The organism is Bacillus sp. IBL03825, from assembly GCF_024712505.1.
Lineage (GTDB): Bacteria > Bacillota > Bacilli > Bacillales > Bacillaceae_G > Bacillus_A > Bacillus_A wiedmannii.
Genome location: NZ_JAMXKE010000002.1, coordinates 405,031 through 424,029, shown reverse-complemented (window position 1 = coordinate 424,029; position 18,999 = coordinate 405,031). Strand labels below are relative to the sequence as shown.

The 18,999-nt window shown below is 30.0% G+C and carries 11 protein-coding genes and 4 pseudogenes; 11 read left to right on the top strand and 4 right to left on the bottom strand.

Translation table 11 applies throughout. The annotated features are described in order from the left end of the window. Positions 1–1,376 precede the first annotated feature (1,376 nt). A complete protein-coding gene (locus NHG49_RS29510; RefSeq protein ID WP_016089810.1) occupies positions 1,377–1,799 on the top strand; it encodes a hypothetical protein in 423 nt (140 codons plus the stop codon). 4 nt (positions 1,800–1,803) lie between these two features. Further along, complete coding sequence (locus tag NHG49_RS29505) at positions 1,804–3,258, top strand: FtsZ/tubulin family protein (RefSeq protein ID WP_088047578.1); 1,455 nt, start codon at positions 1,804–1,806, stop codon at positions 3,256–3,258. A 34-nt stretch (positions 3,259–3,292) separates the two neighbouring features. Here NHG49_RS29505 and NHG49_RS29500 read toward each other — a convergent pair whose 3' ends face one another. After that, positions 3,293–4,033 (bottom strand): MerR family transcriptional regulator, encoded by a 741-nt coding sequence (locus tag NHG49_RS29500; RefSeq protein ID WP_088047579.1) that lies wholly within the window; start codon positions 4,031–4,033, stop codon positions 3,293–3,295. Between the two features lie 3,260 nt (positions 4,034–7,293). Between NHG49_RS29500 and NHG49_RS29495 the strand changes: the two are divergent. The 3 pseudogenes from NHG49_RS29495 (at position 7,294) to NHG49_RS29485 (ending at position 9,969) form a co-directional block, all read left to right on the top strand. Continuing rightward, a pseudogene (locus NHG49_RS29495) lies at positions 7,294–8,246 on the top strand (hypothetical protein). 19 nt (positions 8,247–8,265) lie between these two features. Beyond that, a pseudogene (locus NHG49_RS29490) lies at positions 8,266–8,895 on the top strand (hypothetical protein); the annotation flags it as partial. A gap of 336 nt (positions 8,896–9,231) precedes the next feature. Next, positions 9,232–9,969: pseudogene (locus tag NHG49_RS29485) on the top strand (DUF7225 domain-containing protein). A gap of 22 nt (positions 9,970–9,991) precedes the next feature. On the opposite strand, the gene NHG49_RS29480 reads toward NHG49_RS29485, so the two are convergent. Then, the gene (locus NHG49_RS29480) at positions 9,992–10,102 is read right to left on the bottom strand and encodes a YjcZ family sporulation protein (RefSeq protein ID WP_088047580.1); all 111 of its coding nucleotides are present in this window, start codon (positions 10,100–10,102) and stop codon (positions 9,992–9,994) included. A 402-nt stretch (positions 10,103–10,504) separates the two neighbouring features. Here NHG49_RS29480 and NHG49_RS29475 point away from each other — a divergent pair, with 402 nt between their 5' ends. From NHG49_RS29475 to NHG49_RS29460, 4 genes and pseudogenes are all read left to right on the top strand, one after another. Next, positions 10,505–10,852: an LCI fold-containing protein gene (locus NHG49_RS29475; protein ID WP_088060755.1), complete on the top strand. Its 348-nt coding sequence runs from the start codon at positions 10,505–10,507 to the stop codon at positions 10,850–10,852. Between the two features lie 1,305 nt (positions 10,853–12,157). Next, the gene (locus NHG49_RS29470; RefSeq protein ID WP_064474272.1) at positions 12,158–12,592 is read left to right on the top strand and encodes a hypothetical protein; all 435 of its coding nucleotides are present in this window, start codon (positions 12,158–12,160) and stop codon (positions 12,590–12,592) included. A 236-nt stretch (positions 12,593–12,828) separates the two neighbouring features. Further along, positions 12,829–13,635, top strand: a complete 807-nt coding sequence (locus NHG49_RS29465; RefSeq protein ID WP_258127026.1) for a YrrS family protein — start codon at positions 12,829–12,831, stop codon at positions 13,633–13,635. Between the two features lie 953 nt (positions 13,636–14,588). Beyond that, positions 14,589–14,870 (top strand): annotated as a pseudogene (locus tag NHG49_RS29460) (hypothetical protein). Between the two features lie 1,302 nt (positions 14,871–16,172). Here the strand turns inward: NHG49_RS29460 and NHG49_RS29455 are convergent. After that, positions 16,173–16,313 (bottom strand): hypothetical protein, encoded by a 141-nt coding sequence (locus NHG49_RS29455; protein WP_081257122.1) that lies wholly within the window; start codon positions 16,311–16,313, stop codon positions 16,173–16,175. A gap of 705 nt (positions 16,314–17,018) precedes the next feature. Here NHG49_RS29455 and NHG49_RS29450 point away from each other — a divergent pair. Both NHG49_RS29450 and NHG49_RS29445 read left to right on the top strand, forming a co-directional pair. Next, positions 17,019–17,297: a hypothetical protein gene (locus NHG49_RS29450; protein ID WP_016135680.1), complete on the top strand. Its 279-nt coding sequence runs from the start codon at positions 17,019–17,021 to the stop codon at positions 17,295–17,297. A 571-nt stretch (positions 17,298–17,868) separates the two neighbouring features. Continuing rightward, positions 17,869–18,060, top strand: a complete 192-nt coding sequence (locus NHG49_RS29445; protein WP_222661414.1) for a hypothetical protein — start codon at positions 17,869–17,871, stop codon at positions 18,058–18,060. Positions 18,061–18,205: 145 nt separating this feature from the next. On the opposite strand, the gene NHG49_RS29440 is transcribed toward NHG49_RS29445, so the two are convergent. Then, positions 18,206–18,343, bottom strand: coding sequence for a DUF3956 domain-containing protein (locus tag NHG49_RS29440; RefSeq protein WP_222661417.1), 138 nt, complete (start codon positions 18,341–18,343; stop codon positions 18,206–18,208). Between the last annotated feature and the right edge of the window lie 656 nt (positions 18,344–18,999).

Sequence of the window (18,999 nt, the reverse complement as noted above, 5' to 3'; positions counted from 1 at the left end):
AGGAATAATAACATTTTGATTGATTACAATTATTCAAGAATTATAAAGAGGAGTTTTCTCTATATTTTTTTAGAAAGTAAACTCTTTGTTGAAGTGCCCTCTCCTACTTTTGTTACTGATTCATTGTAAAAATTCGACTTATTCTTTTAGGTAATTTTTATCTTATTATACTTATTAATTCATTTAGACAAAAAAATAATGAGTGTTTCTACATAATTGTTGGTAAGTTAAAAATGTGTCTACATGTACTTAACATGAAGGTTCCATTCACATGAAATCAATTAGTTGTTAATTTTATGTGAAGTTCTAATTGCTATCATTATTCGTACTAAATTAATAAAACTTTTAGTGTAATGTAAGTATCACTTTGATGTTAATAAGATAAGGATTTTCTGTTAATAATCCAATTTACAGAAATATTTCTTTTTCATAGCAGTGATGCATTTTTTAGCATAATACTATTAGAATGTCTTAGTTTAAGAGATTATTTACAGGGATTTTAAGAACTATTGCATCAGTCAGCTTAACCTTTGATCCCCTTTTTAACATGTTAATTATAAATTGAGATGATCTCTGTTGTTCATATGAAATTAACAGCCGCTCCTAATGGCTTTCTAAGAATGACTGAAATTGACAAGGAATTGAATTTTAATGAGGCACAGAGTAAATTTTTTCTGTCAACAGATACATTCACGTGAACTAACAAGTAATAGGTAAAGAATAGTGCATTAACATAACATTAACAATTGTCATCCTTATAAGAGATAAATCCCTTTAAAACAACTAAGTAATAAAAAAACTTAGTGTGAATTATTAAAAAATCTTTATGAAATCTTCTTAGTAACATATATACGCAAGTATGATATCGATTGTTTGAATATTAAATATTTTACGTGTGATTTATATAAGTTGTATAAATAAAGTTTATATATAAAACTTATATAAGCGGCTTACAAGAAAATAATAGCGTATTACGTTGTAAATAAAATTTAATTTATCCTTTTTATAAAGGTGTTTGTATATACGACTTATATATAAGATTTATATATAAGTCGTATATTATTAATTGTGAGTTTCATGTTAATAAAAATGAGTAATTTTTCCTGTGTTTTTAGCAGTTTTTTTTATAGTATTTTATTACCCGCAATTAAAATGTAAATCACATGAAATTTAAGATTGATATAACATATATACACGTTATATATACGTTGTATATATAAACCCTTATAAAGCATAGATTCTTTATGATTTTATTGATATAAGGCTTATATATAAGTCCTATATATAAGTTTTATTTATAATGACTTGATATACAACGTGTAATGATGTACTATGTTTCTAGGAATAATTAACCAATGCTTTAAGGGGGGGACAACTTGAACGAGGTTTTAAGTGAAAAATATCAAACAATCAAGTTTGCAGATGAAGTAGTAAACATGTTTGCTGATATACTTGAACAAGATGAGATACTCTACAGTGTATTTCTATACATAGGAAACGTAGTAAATAAACAATTTCAAGAGACAAAGTACATGAGAGGCATATCGATTAATGAAATAGTGGAAAATGTAGTTATTGATAGGAGAGTAAAGAAGAAAAAAGGTAAATCCTATTCATTAGAAGTTGAACGTACGAATATATCTAGGCGTTCAGCAGAAATAAGTGTGAGTACGCTATCATCAATGTCTTTAATCTATGAAAAGACTATGCATCCATATAAATTTTTAATCTCAACTTATAGAGGGCAACAAGTACTTATTGAGTTAGGGAAAAGAAAAAAGGTAAATAAGGAGAGATAAAATAATGGCAAAAAACTTCTTGAAAAATGAAGTAGCAGTCAAAATGACAATGGTTGGATTTGGTCAAGCTGGTACTAGAATGGTAGATAAATTTGCGGAATATACACATACAGATGGCACAGCAGTATATAATTGCTTAGCACTAAATAGTAATGATGGAGATCTAGCTGAATTAAAAAATGTACCAAAAAGTAATCAAGTTTCACTTAAATTAGGTGGTTTAGGTAAGAACCCTGAGCGTGCGGTAAAAGTTCTTGATTCAAATGAGGAAGCAAAAGATAAATTAAAAGAATTTATTACTGAACGTGTAAGACCTTCTGATGAACTTGTTCTTTTCTTTGCGGGTTTAGGTGGAGGAACAGGAACTTCTACAATCATTAAAGCTATTGAAGAATTTTCTTCTTTTCATAACAAACCAGTAATCAGACAAGAATTACAAAAAGTTGCGCAGCAATATCCAATGTCTGAAATCAAAGCAAATCAAGCAAAGTTTGCGAGAATTGCATTTGAAAATGCTATTGAGCGCAAAGATTTTATTAAAATGGGGATTGTTGTAACACTTCCTGTCCGAGCAGATGGGCCGGATGTATTACGACAAGTAAATAAATTTTCACAGGAGATTTGGAAATTAGCAAATGATAAATCCAAAGGTGTAGCCTTTGTAGTATTTGCTGATAATCAGCACTTCTACGATGAATTTAAGGGATTAAATGAAAATGAGAAAAAAGGTATCGCCAATTCACGGGATTATGCAAATCAACGCATTAGTGAAATTATTCATGAGCTAAATACCGCTGCCAATGGATCTGGTACATCTGTAATACTCGATTCCCAAGACTTTAAGCGTATTTTACTTGAGAAAACGGGCTGTTTAGTAATTAATAAGGTTTCACGTAATATGAACCAGATAGAAAATAGCCATGCAATTATCGAGATGTTCCAAGAATCATTAAGAGGTAGCTCTTTCCATCCCCCAATTGATTTGATGAAGAAGAATAACGATGGTTCTGTAGAAGCGTCAAAAGTACATCATTTTGGTATGCTTGCTATCTTAGATGAGCAAAAAAATATTAATGATTCCTTTATGGATGATGCTAAGGTAGAGGTTTCAAATAATCTACCAATAAACGGTACAGTTTTTAACGGATATTTGGTAAGTAAAAATGATTTCTTAGGAAGTGTATATACGTTCTATAAAACTGATGCATTACCATCGAGATTATCTAAAGGTTTAGTTGAAGAATTTAATGAGTTTAAAGAAAGACAAAGCCAAATTCAGTTTACTAAGTCTCAAATTAGTACTATCGAGAGTATTGATGAGGATGAGGATTTAGGCTTTGCATTTGGAGATTTTATCGATATGGGTAGTGACGAAGAAAATAATAATGCTGGAGCAAATGAAGAAGAAGATTTAGCAGATTTTCTAGATCCTGATAAGATGTTTGGTACTACAAAATAATAAAAAAGTCTGGACTAAGTTCCAGACTTTTTTATTATTCCACAGAATTCATAAGAGATTTAATATAATCAATTATATTATCCTGTATATACTGTTCAATGAAGAGTTGTTTTTTACCCAAATCTTCCTCTTTTTTAAACCATCCTACCTTTCTAGTACGTTCCTCTTCAGCTTTACTATTCCACAGGCCTTCTGCCTGCTTTCTTAACTCCTGACGTGCCCTATGCTCAATAATGAAATTATCAAGTCTATCTTGGCGCTGACGTAATTTTATGGTTTCTGCATCTTCGGGTTGTGGTAACTGTTTAAGTATACTGTCTACCCTCTCTTCGTAACGAGACTCAATATGTTTTATTTTTTCTTCTACCTGTTTAGTTACCATTTTTTCAATGATTTCTGCAGTGGCCTGAAGGTTTAATTCAGTAGACACTTCATTTGATTGATTTTCTAGTGATACAGGTCTTAAATCGAATTGGTGTGGTAATAGGTCAATAATTGCATCTAAAGACCATTTCTCATCCCTTTTCTGCTTAATAAATAGAGCAATTTCAAGATCTAATGTATTATAAAGTTTTTCATTTGTATTTTGGGTTCTTAACGTTTCATGGAGCCCTTTTTCCTCTAAAATATTGAACCAATTATAAACGGTATTGTGATGACGTCCAACTAGTTTAGAGAATTCAGTTATTCGCCATGCCTTTTCAAAAATATTATCATCTAATATGTCATCATCGTTAATTTGATGGTCTTGTGATTCGCTTTTTTGTTCAATCATTGTAACAACCTCCTTAAAAATCAGCTTATGAACACTCAATTTGAAATTAACATGTGGACTGAAATTAACATGTTAGGTAGTATTTCGCTAATACGTATGCAAATCCCTATGTAATCAGTAACTCACATGAAATATAAAATTAACATGTAATCGAATGTTTGTTAACAGAACATTACCTATCTAAATAGAATACGCTGGACTTGTTGATACTATTGTCACCCTAAAGCATACAAATGGCAATGTTCTATCAATGGATAACACTATCTTTTATGTTAGCAAGATTACTGATAGTTGCCATGAGATTAACAAAACACGTTACTTAATACTAATGATAAGGAAATATAGGTATTTTGTAAACAAGTTATGAGGAGATAATCAATGATAGTGCGGAAAAATCAACTAATGTAAGCTAGGGAATTTAAATTATAATGTATAATCGCTAGAAAAAAAGGTAATAATATAACCAAATTAGCAGTATTTTATGAGAACAAATATTGCTAGGAATATAGGATTAGAATTAATGTGAATCGACTTTAAGGTTTAATGCCTACTCTATGTCACGATCAATAGGATATTAATAGTGTATGGAATATTTGAGATAGATTTATGTCACCGTGTTAACACTCGTGATTTTCAAACAATCACAAGATGTCATTTGTTTAATTTTCAACAAGACAGCTGTTGTTAAAGGTTGAAATCACTCATTTTGGATGAAATTTCACCCCTACTGATATTAACACGAGATGTGAGATTGACACAGTAAGGATTTTTGGTGGATAAATATCAATGTCTTGTCAACTGAACTATCATTAGCTATTGTTGTATTGATGATGTTCTTATTTATATGGGATCAAATATAAGAAAGACTCATTCAAATTAACCGAATAAGTCTTTTAACAACTCTGTAATAATGCTTAATTTAGCGGATGAACTAACATATAATTAATTATTGACTGATTCTGTTGCAAATATCTAAACTTCTATTATTAACATGAGATTGATATTTAAACACATTACCCTAGTTTGTTGTCAATTTCATGTTAACCAAAAGGATAAAATGTAAATATGGTAGTTATATCTTGTTGGTAATTAATGTATTAGAAGTTCAAGTTACAGAATTAATAGCTATTAGCAATACCCTATTATAAACTGTTTTTAATAGAGTTATTAATGAGTAATTATACTTATTGCATTATAGGTGTTGATATGAAATTAACACGTTACTTTAAGTCTTAGTACTACATGTTAATGCCAGTTGATATGTCAATGTGAGTACGTGTTGTGAAGAGGTTGTTTCTTGTTCATATAACATTGATAATGTAGCTTTGAGAGTTCAATTGTATATAAACATTATGGTATTTTGTACAAAAGCTCTAGGTCTCTTGAAGTAATTATTTAAATATAAGTAGTACGCTATAAGGTTTGATTTACATGTGAAAGTTAGTTTAAACGAAAGTGGCGAGGATCTGAATGCATAATTCCTCAAATCTACACTTCTATCTTTAACATGAGATTGATATTTAAACACCTTACTAAATCCTAATGTCAATTTTATGTCAACCAAAGGGATGAAATGTTAATACGATAGTTTCATATAGAGTATTGATAGATGGAACTGTGTACATGATTAGGAGTTTTATATCTTGTGATAAGTATTTAAGTGATTAATAAATTTATTAGAAGATCAAGTTACAGAATTGATAGCTATTAACAATGTTTCTATTAAAAAAGTGTTTTTCTATAGGGGTGTTAATAAATATTTATAGTTAATGCACCCAGGATGTTGATATGAAATCAACATATATTGTAGTTTCTGAGATTACATGTCAACGTTAGTCGATATGTCAATGTCAGTGCGCGTTTCAAAGGGGGATTTTCTTATTCAAATGACATCAATAATAGGGATAATGTAGTTTTGAAAGTTCAAATAGTATATAAACATCTTGGTATTTTGTACAAAAGCTCCAGGCATCTTGAAGTAATCATTTAAATAAGTGATACATTAAAAGATTTGAATGTATAATTGCTTGATTTTGTGTGTATAATTAACATGTAAACAATGATTGGTTGAATCTGTTGCAAATATCTGCACCACTATTATTAACATAAAATTGAATTTAAATACTTTACTATATTCTATTGTTAACTTCATGTTAACCAAAAGGAAAAAATGTTAATGTGATAGTATATTAATAGATTGAGATTTGCATTTGATTAGAAGTTTTATATTTAGTTAATAAGTAATTAATTAATTTATTTATTAACTGTTTATATTACAGCATTAATAGCTATGAATAATATTACCGTAAAACGTATTTTTAAATTATTAATGAGTATTTGTATTTATTGCATAAAAACTGTTGATATAAAATTAACATTTCTTTTTTATTTTCGTTTGACATGTCAATGTGAGTTGATATGTCAATGTGAGTTTAGGGTGCGAAATGGATTTTCTTGTTCATATGATATCAATAACAGAGATAATGGAATTTCGAAAGTTGAATAATATATAAAGATTATAGTGTTTTTATGAAAGCTCCAGATCTCTTGAAGTAATCTTTTGAATATAGTGGTCTGTTAAGAGGGTTTATTGAAATGTAATAGTTTTTCTACATGAAGATGATAAAAATCTAAATGTATATTGCTATTAATAGATGGTTATTTATAATTTTTCCTGTTAAGAAGTGTATCTTATAAGATTTTAATGCTATCTAATATATATACTTATTCTATTAAAATGTTGATATGAAATTAACAATTCTCCTTGGATTTTTCTTTGCATATTAATGTCTGTTTATATATGAATGTGAGTGTACTTAATAAAATGGGTTTTTATTGTTTACATAATATTAATATGAGGACGATTGTATGTTAAGTAGTTTTAAAAATTTAATCGTAAATAAAATTACGAGATTTTGTTATAATAATCGCAGATTTCTAGTAAATAATCTTCTGTACATTGTATTATTCTAAAAATTGTTTGAATAATATAGAAGTTTGTGTAATTAACTGTATTTTTGAGTTTAGATACATGGAAGTATAGAGAAAGAGGAATAGTTATATGTGCACAAGGATGCAATAAAGCTATTGACTTTTAAAAATTATAGCTTTATTCTTATTTGTGAATAACAATTATTCAAGATTAATATGCAAATTAGTAGATTTAATTACTAGCTAAACGGACACACCGAAGGCACATAACCTGCCATTGGTGTGTCTTTTTTTTGTATATATAACATTTGAGAGGGAGAATCCAGACTATGAATGAAATTATAAACCTGAGTAAAAAGAGATTTACAAAGTATTGTGAGGATAATACAACATTTGAGGAAAGTATTAATCGGATGATTAATCATTACTTTTTGCAGTTAGGTAATAGAACGAATATCTTACAAGAAAGAGAATTTAATAACGAAGTTGAAGAACAAAAATTTAAAAATAATGTAAAACGTTTTGAAACTTTATTCCCAGCAGCAGCTAAGAATGCGTTTTTAAAAGGGTATCATCTTTGCCTAGAGTTTATACATCATCCTGAAACACAAATTCCAGACACTTTATATACTGATCCTAACTTTATAAAAGATATTCCTTTGCCTTAGCAAATGCATCTGAATTTGAATTATACGAAATCATTCGAACAGATGAAACACAGGAGTTTTGTGTGTTTGCCGTACGAACATATGAGGGGATTCATCCATTACTAGAACGAGTATTCTGTGAAATCGCATTCGCTGGTGCTGAATGTGCTTTTGAACATGAGCGATTGGAAAAAGGTTTTGAATTAGAGAAAGGTGATATTACCTCGTTAACCAAAGCTCCTGTAGATCTTCTTTTTGCTATTACGTCTTCAATTAATGGAGTTGTTGTGCATGCAGAAGAGCATTGTGAGATCTGGAATCTAAATTGGAATAGTAAAGTAACAATTGACGACCCTTTTATTGAGGTTGCTGAGGTTATATTTATTTATCAAACAAAGAATATGATTCAAAAAAATATTGAAGATGGTGTTTTATACTACAGCATTCTTTATCTTGATACACCTTTACATGAGATACAAGATTGATTAGAAATACGAGTAAAATTAAATTCAAATTTTGGGGCTCCACGTCCAATGGAACAAGTTGAAATCGAGTATATTCTGAATGAGATTATTGGGAAGGTTCATCTTCAGGCACAGATTCCAATTGAAAATATGATATTAATCCAACGTTAGAGTTTGTAGGAGGTTAACTATGTTGAAAAAAATCGTTTTAGCTATTAGTGATACTGTATATACGGCATATTTACGTGAGGATTTTATTGGTGCGGGATTTGAATTAGCTGATAGTGATGTGATGCACATCAAGTACCTAGATGAAATTCTAGATATGGAACAGCCCAATATTCTATGTATTAATGACAAACGATTAAATATTGATGCGGGACATGAAGAGAAACGTGAATTGATTATCTTACAAAAACTAAGAGATATTCGCTTTAATCGGGATATTCGTATTGTGGTATTTACAGAGCGTGAAAATGATGATGAGTTTTTGGCGAAATTGATTTATCTAGGTATCTATGACATTTTTAACTCTCGTAAAATTGATCTTGATAATAAAGTCATCCCTCAGCTGCTGCAGGAATCGGATATTAAAAATGTAGCAGAAATCGTAGGAGCAAGTCAGGCGCCGCAACAAACAAAACTGCCTGACGTTCCTTCTGATGAGGAAGAAGAGGAAATTTCAAGTGAATTAGAGGAAGATAGAAACAGTGAGCCTCCCTCTAATTCAAAATTATATAAAAACAAACAAAAGTGTAAGTCTATTCAAGAGGAAACCCCAAAAGCACCTATTATAAAAAAACAGTACAAATTAGCCTACTTTTATTAATTAATTGTGTTTCCTAATGTAGCTTTCTTTGTACAAACACAGAAAAAGGCACCCATTTTGAAGTGCCTCTCCCGATTTACATAAGACTTTTCTTACCTCACAAATATATCTGGATTTCCACCCAATTTATATTGTACTCTATTAGTCTATGAACTTTAAGTGGTTTAATGTAAATTTTATATAGATAATTTCATAGAAATAATAAATTTAAAAACATCAGTCATGTTAATCTATAATCGGATCAAATTATAGAATGAAGGTTGCACTATGGATAAAAATACTGATAAGCATGGAGAAAGGACTACATTGACTATTTATGAGTAATTTATAGAAGTTTTTGAAGGAAAAATAGGTGATATTTTAACATCCGCAGAAATACAAGACAGATTAAAAACAAAATTCAATACAAATCCAGGGAGTATTATTCCTGCTGATTATTGTTATAACCGTTACAATAAAGGAAGGGTTTCTAATAAAAATCTGTTTATATATATAAATAGATGTATGTATAGATATCTTAGTGAAAACTGTCCTTATACGGGACTAGTTTTTCACAAACCTAAAGGGGCGGATTATGAATCTGTTGTAGGTGAGTGGGTTAATGGTCAACTTCATCTCTATAAAGATAAAGATAAAAATACAATAGGAATCTCACAAATAAAAAAGTTATATGAATCATATTTTGAAATGCTACGATATGAAATCAATGTCCTTGGATGAAAGGCAACTGAAGTGAGACATCTTATAGGTCGTTTAGGTGAATTCTTTTGTGTCCTTCACACAAATGGAGAGTTATCAAAAATGACCAATCAGCATGGATATGATGTTATAAAAGCAGGAAGAAGAATAAGTGTTAAAACAACTGCCCAAGATAATGGTTTTATTAGAATCAATCAAAATACATTTGATCAATTCGATGATTTATTCGTAGTTCAGTACACAGATGACGACTTAAATTTGTTATTTTATGCGGCAAAGGAAGAAATCCCATCGTGTAGAACATATGGGAATAAATACGAGATCGATATTAAATCTTTAAAAAGAGCAGGAAAGACACTCTTATAAGAGTGTCTTTCTCAATAGTTTTTTAGCAGAAGCAACTGCATCCGATAATGATTAATAAAATAAACAATACAACTAATAAAGCAAATCCTCCAGCGAAACCGCAGGCTTCGCCACAACTACCACCATATCCCATAACAATAGTCCCTCCTTTAAATCAGAAGGTAAAACTAGGGTTCATTTCATGGTTCTTAATGGATTCAACTTACTTTATGATTTTATGAATAGATTGAGCAGGTCCTTTTGAAAATAAAAAAAAGACGCTAAAAAGCGCCTCCCATTTTGGGAAATAAGAAGTAAGGTTTTTAAGATAACTGAAAAAATAGAACAGGTGCTTAGATTTTATCACGATTTTTTTCTAAATGAACATGCATTATTACATATCATCATAAATCCCTCTATTTTCCATTTTATAAAGTATATTACCAATATTGACAAGATTTGAATGGATTTTTATGTATATTCAAAATATTTACAAAAATAACAAAAGTGTTACATTTAAGATGCAAGTTATAAAAAATATTAAGGGGGATTTATTATGTTCAAGAAATTAGTAGTTGGAGCATTAGCAACTGGTATTGCATTAACAGGAGGAATTGGGGCTGCGTCAGCGAGTACAGAAGGTGTAGAGAACACAAATAAAATGGCACCATCAATCGCAGCATTAGAAAACACAACATATTATTATAATTCTGAATATGATTTCTGGTTCACACATGATAGGGACAGAGACGTATATAAAACTTATAAATTTCTTAGTCGAGATGGTTATTTTGCCAACTCTTTTGAGGATACAAATCGAAGAATTAAGTGGTATTTTAAAGGTGTAGTTGGAGATGCACCAGGTGGCGGTAAATATGGACATTATGAAGGTAGACAATATTAATAATTTAAATAAAAAGCCCTAATATTTCAGGGCTTTTTATTTATGGAAATCTATAGAAAAAGACACCCTAAGGTGCCTTCCTCCGACTTGAACCACGTTCATTTAATATAAACTTATCCGTATTATCCCTTTGTTATACCTATAAACATATCCTATAAAACAGAATCGTCTATATACACCAGATTGTTAGTTTACAAAATACAAGAGATTTGAGATCGGTATTAGAGTGACGCCACACCTTCTATAATAATTGATATGTTACGCCTATAAAAAGAATCTGTTTTATAGAATGTATTCACATTTTTATTTTACTATATGTAATATTTATTTGGTGTAATATTTACGAATATGTATAATTGCATAAGGTTTATAAAAAGGAGAGTATAATTGGGTATTGTGTAATAAAGATAAGACTCATCTACGAAAATAGGTGGGTTTTAGGTTGGATATTACTTTCTCATTGCACAAAAGGAATTTTGCATTTAAATAATAGTATATTTTTAAATTTCTTATATTGAGAATTACGATTAACAAGAGAATGACAGCAGTGAAGACACCTAAAAATAAGGAAGTAGATTCTACTCTACAGGTTGACTACGAATTTATAGATTCATGGTAACCCAAGTGGCTATAAACAATATCATTAATAGTATTACAATGATATACAATTCGGGTTAAGGTATCTTAATATCGATCATTACGCCCATTGATCTTCCCATTACTCCTGCTACAATCCCATTTAATACGGGGGTCATATCTTAAAACGTGAATATAATAATACCACTAACAAAAATACCAATCAGGAGTCCTAAAACAGAGGCTGTACTTAAATTGTTATTACATTATTTGTAAGATGAATTTTTTATTCATTTAAAAATCCAAACAAACTTATTAATGCATTACGGAGGTTAACAGGTAAAAACATCAATCATACAGATTTCTGGACTTAAAAAGGGCTACTAAACTATGTAGTCCTTTTTAACAATTTAGTTTCTAAAAATCTATATTTTTTTGTAATTCAGTTGCAAACTACAAAATTTCTTTTAAAAGAAATGTACGTACATACACATTATATTTTATTCCATAACGCTCTATCTTTTTTCACGATAATTTAATATCGTGAAAAATAAAATATTAGGTACGACATTACTTTGTTGTTTATATAGATTTGTAATTAAACTATATATTGAAATTAGTAATAATAAAATGTATTATTGAAAAGCACAATTTATAATTCAAGTAATCAAGACTATGTACCTATAATAATTTGAACATTCAGAAATTATAATATTGTCTAAAAATGAGGTGAGATTCATAGAAACAGTACATATTAAATGGTATGGATTATATAGTATAAATGATTTTTATAATAGAGAAGAAGCTTCTAAGAAGGGGATATTTACAATCTCTAGAGTAGATGCTAAGAATATAACATTGCTCTATATAGGAAAAACCAAAAGAAGCTTTATACAAAAGATAAGGGAACTTAATAAGGAGTGGCTTTATGATGATAGCGAATTAAAGATTACATTAGGAATAATAGAATTTCCTAGTGGTGAAAGTTACTCTGAAAAGAAGGCAAAAGAGATAAAATCTCTTTTGATTTTACGACATACCCCATTAGAAAACGAAACATCTTTATTATACCATAGAGGGAAATTTAATTTAAAAATTATAAATAAGGGAAGAAGAGGTTTAATTGTTAAAAAGCTTTCTACAGAGGATCTAATATGGATGTAATTGGAATCACCTTTGAATAAAATTAAAGGTTTCTTAAGTGCCGAGGCTTATCAATTTTTAATGTATTAAACTATTTTGAATAACATATGTCAGATGCTTGAAAAAAACAAATCTTATTATGATATGAAATCCTGTATGGAAAGTGTAGTTCATTTCTATTATTTAATAAAAATATTAAGAATTATAGGGATAATACATAAAGAGTAGAGGAGAAAATAAACACGGAGGTTTAAAGAATGGGACAAGCAAGCAGGTTTCAAGAAAAACAACAGAATCGTCGTCAAAAGGCGATTTTTAATATTGCATTTACTTTGATATTAGTGACAGTTGGTATAGTGACATACCAGTTGTTTACCCCATCAGATGCATCAAGCAAAGCAATTGCTCAAGAAAAGAAAGCAACAAAGATAGAAGAGAAGAAAAATGAAGATAAAGAAACATCAAAGATAGAAGAGAAGAAAAGTGAAGATAAAGGAACATCAAATATAGAGAAAAATGAAGATAAAGAAACATCAAAGATAGAAGAGAAGAAAAGTGAAGATAAAGGAACATCAAATATAGAGAAGAATGAAGATAAAGGAACATCAAATATAGAGAAGAATGAAGATAAAGAAGCAACAAAGATAGAAGAGAAGAAAAGTGAAGATAAAGAAGCAGCACAGTTAGAAGGGAAACTAAAAGCAGAAAAATCGGTAAAAACGAATGAAAACGAAAATGAAAATAAAGAGGGAGAAAAAACGGTATCTCAAGAAAAGGGTTCTCAAACTAATTCTTCTTGGAAGCCAATTGGTACAGAACAAGGAGCAAAACCTGAAATGAAATTTAAAGAAGGAACAGTAGATTGGAGTGAGATGAAAAAAGCAATTTCTTATGCTATCGATGTTCCAGAGAGCCAATTGATTTTCGATTTTATTGGGAATAATGGTAATAATAAAGCCTACGGTAATGTACGAGATAAGCAAAGTAATAAAAAATATAAGGTTAATATTGATTGGGTAGAGAATCAGGGGTGGAAACCAGAATCTGTTCAGGTGGTAAAATAAATAATAGAAATGGAATTATGTGTTTAAAAGTTTACTTTTGTAAAAACTCAAAAAAGAGTCCGTATCAATCAGGACTCTTTTTGTTATGTTGACAACATTAATTACTTGGACTCATTTGTTAGATCCTGATGCGGACAAACTTGGAAGTCTATAAAAAAATAATCTATGCGCCTACTTTATGTAGGTAAATAGATTATTTTTTGTTATACATTTATAAAATTTCTGTTATTTTTTCGTCGAGATACGTGTGAATATAGGTAATATCAGCACATTTTTTACTAAACTTTGTTTTTCGTTGATTTTTGTAACATAAACGTCCGTTTTTGTGACGTTTTATATTTGAAAAAGGACCCCTTACGGAAAGATAAGAGGCCATCAAAAAATGTTGTATTTGAAACACGTGATGTTTCACAAAACATTATAACATAATTTGAATATTAAGTATAACTAATATATAGTTTTTGAAAAGAATAAAAATGTATAAAACTATTATTGAAATGGAAAAGAACTAGGATAAGGGGGCTAGGGCTTCTAGGGGGGGTATATATCTCTCACACGACATAAAAAAAGAATAAAACGTATTGAAGATAACACATGAATGTAAAAATATTATTTTAATTGTTGCAGCCCCTTAGAGGGCGCTCTAAGGGGCTAAGATTCGAGAATTTTTAAACTCTTGTTAATTACATGATAACTCCCTAAGGAGCATATAAGGAATTTTAACACTTAACTAATAATTTAACAACTATATATATGAATCAGTAAATTGATAAGCTATTTATATAAAAAAATGGCTCTTACTACGTAAGAGCCCCATGAACAAAGAAAAAGTCGTATATGACACTATATAAGAATCACAATAATATTTCAACATCTCGATATATAGTTGTCTATACATGGTTGGCGTAGTAGGGCTAATAAAATGTCATTTGATTTGAAAGGGGAATGGGAAAATGATTGAACAGGTTGAGATCGAAGGGCAGTTATCAATATTTGATATAGATGAAACAAAAATCAAGCTGTATGAAGTCTTAAAAGCAAATGCTCGCCATTGCAAGATTAGGAGTTATTACCTATACAACGATTACATGCGTGAAGTTAAGTAGTTCTTTATTAGAATTATGGATGACATAATTATTGATATGTGTTTGAGTCAGTTCCCTGAAGTATTTGCTGTGTACGAGGGATTCCCTGAAGCGCAGATCAAGAAGATATACAGAGGGAGATTGCAATAATGCTATTTTATAAAAAAAGAGAAGCCCTTAATCAGGTCACTTCTTTTAATGCCAATATACAATAACTATTCCATTATAATGTATTGGCGTAAAATATTTAATAATTATCTTTATGGTAAAAATTTCATTTTTTCTTAGTGCTTTTAAATCACGAAAAAAGGTTCTGCTGTTTCCAACAGAACCTTTCCTAAAACGGCAAAGAGTAACTCTTACCTTACCCTTTATTTATTACTATAAGATTGTTAACGAGAATCCAAGATTCTTTATATCGAAAAATAAAGAAGTATCATTATAAAAAATTTATCTTTTTTTATAAATAAAAGAGCAGCTAGCAAAAACTAACTGCTCAATACAAGGAGATACAGAGGAAAATAAATGGATTTTGGCATACAAGTCTATCAACATTATGGACATAATATTGATTTTTATTCGAAGGAATTCATGTTTTACAAATCAGATTATGATTGTCGAAATTCTCCATATTGCCCAGAAAAGGACCAAGAATTCTAGTAAAATTCCAAGTGTTCTTTTCCTAGTTTTTTGAAATTCTTTTAATAAATAGCCAACAGCACTAATTGCTAGAAGAATGAAAAGAATAAGTTCTAGTGTAACTGGCATTTGATTTACTCCTAATCCGTTAATTAATTTAGTATATAACGATTATAAGATATTTTTTGAGATTAATGGTGAAAAATTAAACAAAACTATCTATATATGTAAAAAGGCCCTGTTGTCTATAACAGGACCTTTCCTAAAATGGCAAAGAGGTAACTCTTGCCTTACTCTTTGTTCATACACTACAAGATTGTTAACAAAAATCCAAAGAGCTTTATATCGAGAAATAAAGAAGAGTCATTATAAAGGATTTTATCCTTTTTCATAAATAAAAGAGCAGCTAAAAAACTAACTGCTCGGCTGGTTCTCCAAGGGGGAAAGGAGAAAGGTTAGGGACTTTATTAAATGAGTTATGGTCATCACCTATCTATATTATTGACAAAATATTAAAATTTATTCCGGTAAACCTTAAAAGAGCACCTTTAAAAAGTGCTCTTTAAGGGAAAAGTGAGATGTTAAAAAATAAATTAGGGTTTTTTGCTTCGAGATAATATATGACCATTTCATCATAATGTGACGATGAATCAAAAGAGAACAGCTAGCAAATGCTAACAAATGCTAACTGCTCAGTTCTCCAAGGGGGAACAAGGAGAAAATCTAATGTCATATATAGTATTGACGGAATATTAAGTTTTATTCAAGGGTGTGTACTAATTATGTAGATTACACGAGAAGTCCTATTAACATTCAGGCTGCCCCAATCAGAATCAAAGTTTTGAATGTAATCCAAAACTTTCTTTTTTCTGGTTTTTGAAATTCTTTGATTACAGAAAATATGGCACTTATTCCTACAAGAGTGAAAAGAGCAATTCGGATTGTTTCAATCATTTGCATCACAACCTAATATTTGAATAATTTAAATATACATTAATTACCGTTTTGTAGAAATTTAATGAAATAATCCTTTTAAGTGAATACAATTCTATTATTCTTTGTCATTTGTTTCTGGAAATGGAATGGGGTGGTTGTTCATGATTGAAAGGTTACGCGTGTCTGGATAATAAACAAATATTAAAATAGGCTTCACTTCATCAATTTGGACGATGTGATTTACACTTTTAATGAATTATTCACATTTTTCGTTGGGCAAGGGGTGTCGCTCTTTGTTTGAGCTAATATAGACAGAGCTCCCTCAGTTCTCCATGTGTATTGCTTCAAATAAGGCATCGGAAGAAAGATATACCTCTTGGATATAAATTAAACATTATGCAAACGTGATTGGTCAGCACAAGATCGGTCAGCTGAAGTATTGACCGACTCTACAGAGTATAAACGAGAAGATTCTTAGTCTTTTCTTAAGTACCGAACGTAAAGCGCGTAGCTAATATGAGCTGAAAAATTTCATGATACGATGGTTTGGAGAAGGTTGCAGTAACCTTAGAAGAAGTTTTTCCGATTGTATTTATTTTTCTCTCTATTAGATAGGAAAACAATGAGTAAGTTAATAAAACATATTTTTTGAATTATTTGATACAAGTATATATAATTATATCGATGTTAATATATTAACTAGTTAAAAATGGGGAAAGAAAAGTGAAAATTAAATTTAATGTGGTTAAAGATGAAAATTTTGATTTTATTTTATTAGAAGCAAAATTACTGAAAACTTTTAAAGAAGTCGATAACGTAGCAATAGTTGAAAAGGTTGAAGACAAAATTTTTGAAAAAGACGATGTGAAAACCCATTTAGAGGAGATTACTATTAATGTTACAGGAAAGAATATCGGATATAGATCAGTTTCAGCTAGTATATTTATTGTTCTAGAAAGCCTATCAATGAAGTTATTCAATATTAATATTAGTATACATTAAGCATCCAATACGGATGCCTTTTTCTTTGTTATGTAGAAATCACACATTAAATATTAGGGAGGCATAGAAATGATATAACACCAAACAATCATCTCTTCTAGTGTTACCCCTGCATTCATGAAAGGGTACCTGTATAAGGTGCCTTTTTGATGAACCATTTTAATATAGAAATCATATAGTATAGTGTAGGACAAGCCAACCGCTTATATCCTATTCAATGCTCATTGGGGAATTTCCCTTAACATATTCTAGCATCTACTGACGTGGATGCTCTTTTTTGTTGAATAAGATGGGCACATTTTTTGAATTGCTATTACGCCGTAAAGAATAACGCTAGAGCGATGAATCCATATAAAACAAAAAGAATCCTAAGATGAGTAGTATTGCACGAAAGTTGGGCATTTTAGACCTCCTAAGGGTATATAAGGAATTTTAATATATTGTTGGTGTATCCAGAGTGATGACCATAAATTGGTAAATGTTAAACTTGAATTTGAACTAGAGGATATCTGTATAAATAGGTAGAATCTAGTTATTTGGTTCACATATTAATCCAAAAGGTACAAATTCTATGCGATGTGAAAAGGATTTGTTGAAACAATGGAAGGTGGATTTGCAAGCTATTCAAGAAGAGAAAAGGCTGAAGAAGAAGGCTAAGAAAAAGAATAAGAAATATAGCATTCCTGGTAATATATCTGACTTCATGGATAGCAAGAGTATTTGTCGTAAGAAGAATGGGGTATGGAAGCAAAGAAATAAATAATTTGAGGATAAATGATTTTTACTAAATGTATACCAATTATTGTAGGCGCTGCCTTGATCTGGGTGGCTTCTTGTTTATTGTTAAGAAAAGATAAGGGGAAAATAAAAAAAGAGAGCTAATGCCCTCTTCTTTAGCGGTACGTTAATTAATCGCAGATTGGTATTCTGAGCACTCTTAAAGCTAATGCTACTTGGAGAGAAATCTCTAATCTAGCAATTTCGATACCAGCAACTGAAAGAACTAAAAAAGGTTGTCCGTTTACAAACACAACGCAACTATCCATGGTTACGCCCCCTTTCTAGCAATCTAATATAGTATATGAATGAAATGATAATATGTAATAGTAAGATTAATGAATTTATTGAAATTAATAGATTAGCCCATTTAAACAAATGTACACACCGAAAGAGAAAGGTTCTTTTTGTCTGTCTAAAAGTTAGCCTGAAATAGCATATATATATATGATAACTTTTAGATAGTATCAAGGGGAGAATTAGTGGGGGTGGTGGGATATGCACGAGCTATTACAAGAGAGCAAGAACTAGGATTGTAATTTGAAACGGTAGAAACATATGGTAGTACAAAAATATTCACTGAAAAGTAGAAAGGAGTGGATTAAGGAAACATAAAGTTGTTGAAATTTTTGTATGAATTTATTAACATGGAACTATATTTATTGTTTATTTGATTCCGTTTATTCCCACACCTTATGCGTTGTGGATGAGTTGTAGAAGCAAGTTATGTCTTGTTTTAATTCTGAAAGGGCTTCTTTGAGCCGATTAGTGTATATAAAGCTTATTTAATTAGCTGTGCACATTTTTAATCGACTTGAAGAATCCCTTTTTGTGTTGTTTTAAAGTCTGTTTGACTGGTAAAACCCATTATTACATTAGGCAAAAATTATTATTTAGGGAGACATAAAGTGAATACTGGTTTTGA

Excerpts from the sequence above, each read along its gene's own strand:
- NHG49_RS29505 (WP_088047578.1), top strand. The coding sequence starts at position 1,804 with ATGGCAAAAAACTTCTTGAAAAATGAAGTAGCAGTCAAAATGACAATG.
- NHG49_RS29500 (WP_088047579.1), bottom strand. The coding sequence starts at position 4,033 with ATGATTGAACAAAAAAGCGAATCACAAGACCATCAAATTAACGATGAT.
- NHG49_RS29480 (WP_088047580.1), bottom strand. The coding sequence starts at position 10,102 with ATGGGATATGGTGGTAGTTGTGGCGAAGCCTGCGGTTTCGCTGGAGGA.
- NHG49_RS29475 (WP_088060755.1), top strand. The coding sequence starts at position 10,505 with ATGTTCAAGAAATTAGTAGTTGGAGCATTAGCAACTGGTATTGCATTA.
- NHG49_RS29465 (WP_258127026.1), top strand. The coding sequence starts at position 12,829 with ATGGGACAAGCAAGCAGGTTTCAAGAAAAACAACAGAATCGTCGTCAA.
- NHG49_RS29455 (WP_081257122.1), bottom strand. The coding sequence starts at position 16,313 with ATGATTGAAACAATCCGAATTGCTCTTTTCACTCTTGTAGGAATAAGT.
- NHG49_RS29445 (WP_222661414.1), top strand. The coding sequence starts at position 17,869 with ATGCGATGTGAAAAGGATTTGTTGAAACAATGGAAGGTGGATTTGCAA.
- NHG49_RS29440 (WP_222661417.1), bottom strand. The coding sequence starts at position 18,343 with ATGGATAGTTGCGTTGTGTTTGTAAACGGACAACCTTTTTTAGTTCTT.